The organism is Kitasatospora sp. NPDC101108 (assembly GCF_055584725.1).
Genome location: NZ_JBVJLM010000054.1, coordinates 1 through 1,387 on the forward strand (window position 1 = coordinate 1; position 1,387 = coordinate 1,387).

Annotated in this window: 2 protein-coding genes and 1 pseudogene; all 3 read right to left on the minus strand. The window is 68.8% G+C overall.

What is annotated here, in order from left to right:
- Positions 1–107 (minus strand): hypothetical protein (locus ACZ6Z8_RS39175; protein ID WP_465614738.1); only part of this gene is annotated, 107 nt, incomplete at its 3' end.
- Positions 108–278: 171 nt separating this feature from the next.
- The gene (gene kdpC / locus ACZ6Z8_RS39180; RefSeq protein WP_465614737.1) at positions 279–908 is read right to left on the minus strand and encodes a K(+)-transporting ATPase subunit C; all 630 of its coding nucleotides are present in this window, start codon (positions 906–908) and stop codon (positions 279–281) included.
- A gap of 17 nt (positions 909–925) precedes the next feature.
- Positions 926–1,387: pseudogene (locus tag ACZ6Z8_RS39185) on the minus strand (potassium-transporting ATPase subunit B); the annotation flags it as partial.

Sequence of the window (1,387 nt, forward strand, 5' to 3'; positions counted from 1 at the left end):
GCCTCGTCCAGCATCCGGTAGGTCTTGCCGACCCCCGGGGCGGAGCCGAGGTACACCCTCAGCCGGCCCCTGCGGATGCCGGGGCCGAGGGTGAGGTCGCGGGCCATGGGCGCTGCTTCTTTCCATCGGGAGGTGGCGGCTGGACGGTGCGCGTCGGCGGGTACGGGGCGGACACCTGGGCGGCGCGGGTACGGGGCGGCCGACCCGGGCGCGGAGGCATCCTCCCGCGCCCGGGTCGGCCCGGTCATCCTGGTTCGTCGTCCGGTGTCACCGTTCGGTCACTTCTGCTCGCTGATCGCCTTGTTGAGGAGGACGACGTTGACGCCCTCGTCGCCGAGGAAGCCGAGCGAGCGGCCCTCGGTGTACGTGCCGATCAGCCGGTTCAGCGTGTCGGCCGGGATGTTCCGCTCCTTGGCGACCCGGTTGACCTGCTCCTTGGCGTAGGCCACCGAGATGTGCGGGTCGAGGCCGGAGCCGGAGGCGGTCAGCGCGTCGGCCGGCACGCTCGCCGGGTCGACGCCGTCGAAGGCGGCGACGGCGGCACGGCGGTCGTTGACGGCCTTCAGCAGGTCCTCGTTGTTCGGACCGAGGTTGCTCGCACCGGAGTTGTCGCCGGCGTAGTGGTTGGCGGAGGGCCGGGGCTGGAACCACTTCGGGTCCGGGACTGGCTCCTCCTTCGGGTCGTCCGGGTTCTTCTTGGGGAGGTCGTAGTTCTGGCCGAGCAGGCTGGAACCGACCTCCTTGCCGTCGGACTTCACGATCGAGCCGTTGGCCTTGTCGCTGAACGCGACCTGGCTGATCCCGGTGACCAGCAGCGGGTAGGCGACTCCCAGGATCACCGTGAGCACCAGGAGCACGCGCAGGGCGGTGAAGTGGGTCCGCACGATGGCGGGCAGGGGCTTGGACATTGCGGTGGACTCCTTTCTCAGCTGAGGCCGGGGATGAACTGGACGATCAGGTCGATCAGCTTGATGCCGACGAACGGCACCACCAGGCCGCCGAAGCCGTAGACCCCGATGTTGCGGCGCAGCAGGGAACTGGCGTCGGACGGGCGGTACTTGACGCCGCGCAGGGCGAGCGGGATCAGGCCGACGATGACCAGGGCGTTGAAGATGATCGCCGAGGTGATCGCGGACTGGGGGCTGTGCAGGCCCATGATGTTGAGGTGCCGCAGGCCCGGGTAGACCCCGGCGAACATCGCGGGGATGATCGCGAAGTACTTGGCCACGTCGTTGGCGATGGAGAAGGTGGTCAGCGCACCGCGGGTGATCAGCAGCTGCTTGCCGATCTCGACGATCTCGATCAGCTTGGTCGGGTTGGAGTCGAGGTCGACCATGTTGCCGGCCTCCTTGGCCGCCATGGTCCCGGTGTTCATCGCGACACCGAC